The sequence below is a fragment of the Streptomyces sp. SID3212 genome (assembly GCF_009865405.1).
GTDB lineage: Bacteria > Actinomycetota > Actinomycetes > Streptomycetales > Streptomycetaceae > Streptomyces.
In genome coordinates this window covers 1-1,256 of sequence record NZ_WWJY01001031.1, presented here as the reverse complement: position 1 = coordinate 1,256, position 1,256 = coordinate 1, and the positions used below count along the sequence as shown (strand labels likewise).

General features: G+C 74.5%; 1 protein-coding gene. It reads left to right on the top strand.

Annotated elements, in window-relative coordinates:
* Positions 1-1,256 (top strand): MFS transporter (locus GT042_RS30500; RefSeq protein WP_237531359.1); only part of this gene is annotated, 1,256 nt, incomplete at both ends.

Here is a 1,256-nt window from a genome sequence, read left to right as displayed (position 1 = left end):
GAGCACTTCTGGTGGGGCTCGGTCTTCCTGATCAACCTGCCGCTGCTGGCGGTCATCCTGCCGCTCGGCCGCCTGGTGCTCCCCGAGTCCAGGGGCAGCACCGACGGTCCGTGGGACGTCCTCGGCGCGCTCATGGCCGCGGCGGGCGTGCTCGGTCTCGTCTTCGGGGTGAAGCGCCTCGGCGCCGGGGAGGGCCCGCTCGGCCCCACCACCCTCGTCCCGCTCTGCGTCGGCGCCGCCCTGCTGGTCCTCTTCGTACGGAGGCAGCGCCGCCGGGCCAACCCGCTGATCGACATGCGGATGTTCGCCAGGCCCACGTTCTCCGTCTCCATCGGCTGCATCGTCCTCGCGATGCTGGCGCTGGTCGGCCTGGAGCTGATCGCCGTCCAGTACCTCCAGCTGGTGCTGGGGCTCAGCCCGCTGGAGACCGGGCTGCGGCTGCTGCCGCTGACCTTCGCCGCGATGGCCGCGGGCGCCACGGGATCGCTCACCCTGCGCCGGATCGGGCCGCGCCGGATGGTGTCCTGGGGCTTCGCCCTCACCGCCGCAGCCGTGCTGCTGCTCGTGATGATGGGCCAGCACGACCGGCCGGGGCTGCTGACCGCCGCGTTCGTCCTGCTCGGATTCGGGGTGCAGTCCACGCTCTTCGGCGCGTACGAGTCGATGCTCAGCGAGGCCCCGGCCGACCAGGCGGGCGGGGCCGCCGCCATCGGCGAGACGTCGTACCAGCTCGGCGCGGGCATGGGGATCGCCCTGCTCGGCAGCGTGATGAACGCGTCCTACGCGCCCGCCCTGTCGTCCGTGAAGGGCGTCCGCACCTCGGACTCCACGGCCGCCTCCCAGTCCCTCGGCGAGGCCTACCAGGTCGCCGACCGGCTGGGCGGACCCGCCGGGGACTCCTTGCGGAGCGCCGCCCGCCACGCGTACGTCCACGGCCTGCACGTCACCCTGCTGGTCAGCGCGGCCCTGCTGCTGCTCGGCGCGCTGGCCGCGCTGCGGCTGCCCCGGATCATGGAGTGCCCGACGCCCGGCACCGGCCTGGCGGAGGCCGCCGCGTCGGGGACACCGGGACCGGCAGCGTCTTCCACGGCTCCCACGGCTCCCACGGCTCCCACCGCTCCTGCGGCTCCCGGGGCGGTGGTACGCGAGCCGGCGGGCGCGATACCGGAACAGCGGGCGCAGGAGCGTTACGTACCGGACCTCCGCAAGGCCGCGCCACCGGAAGGCGAGAAGCAGCCGGCCTCGTCCTCGCCGGG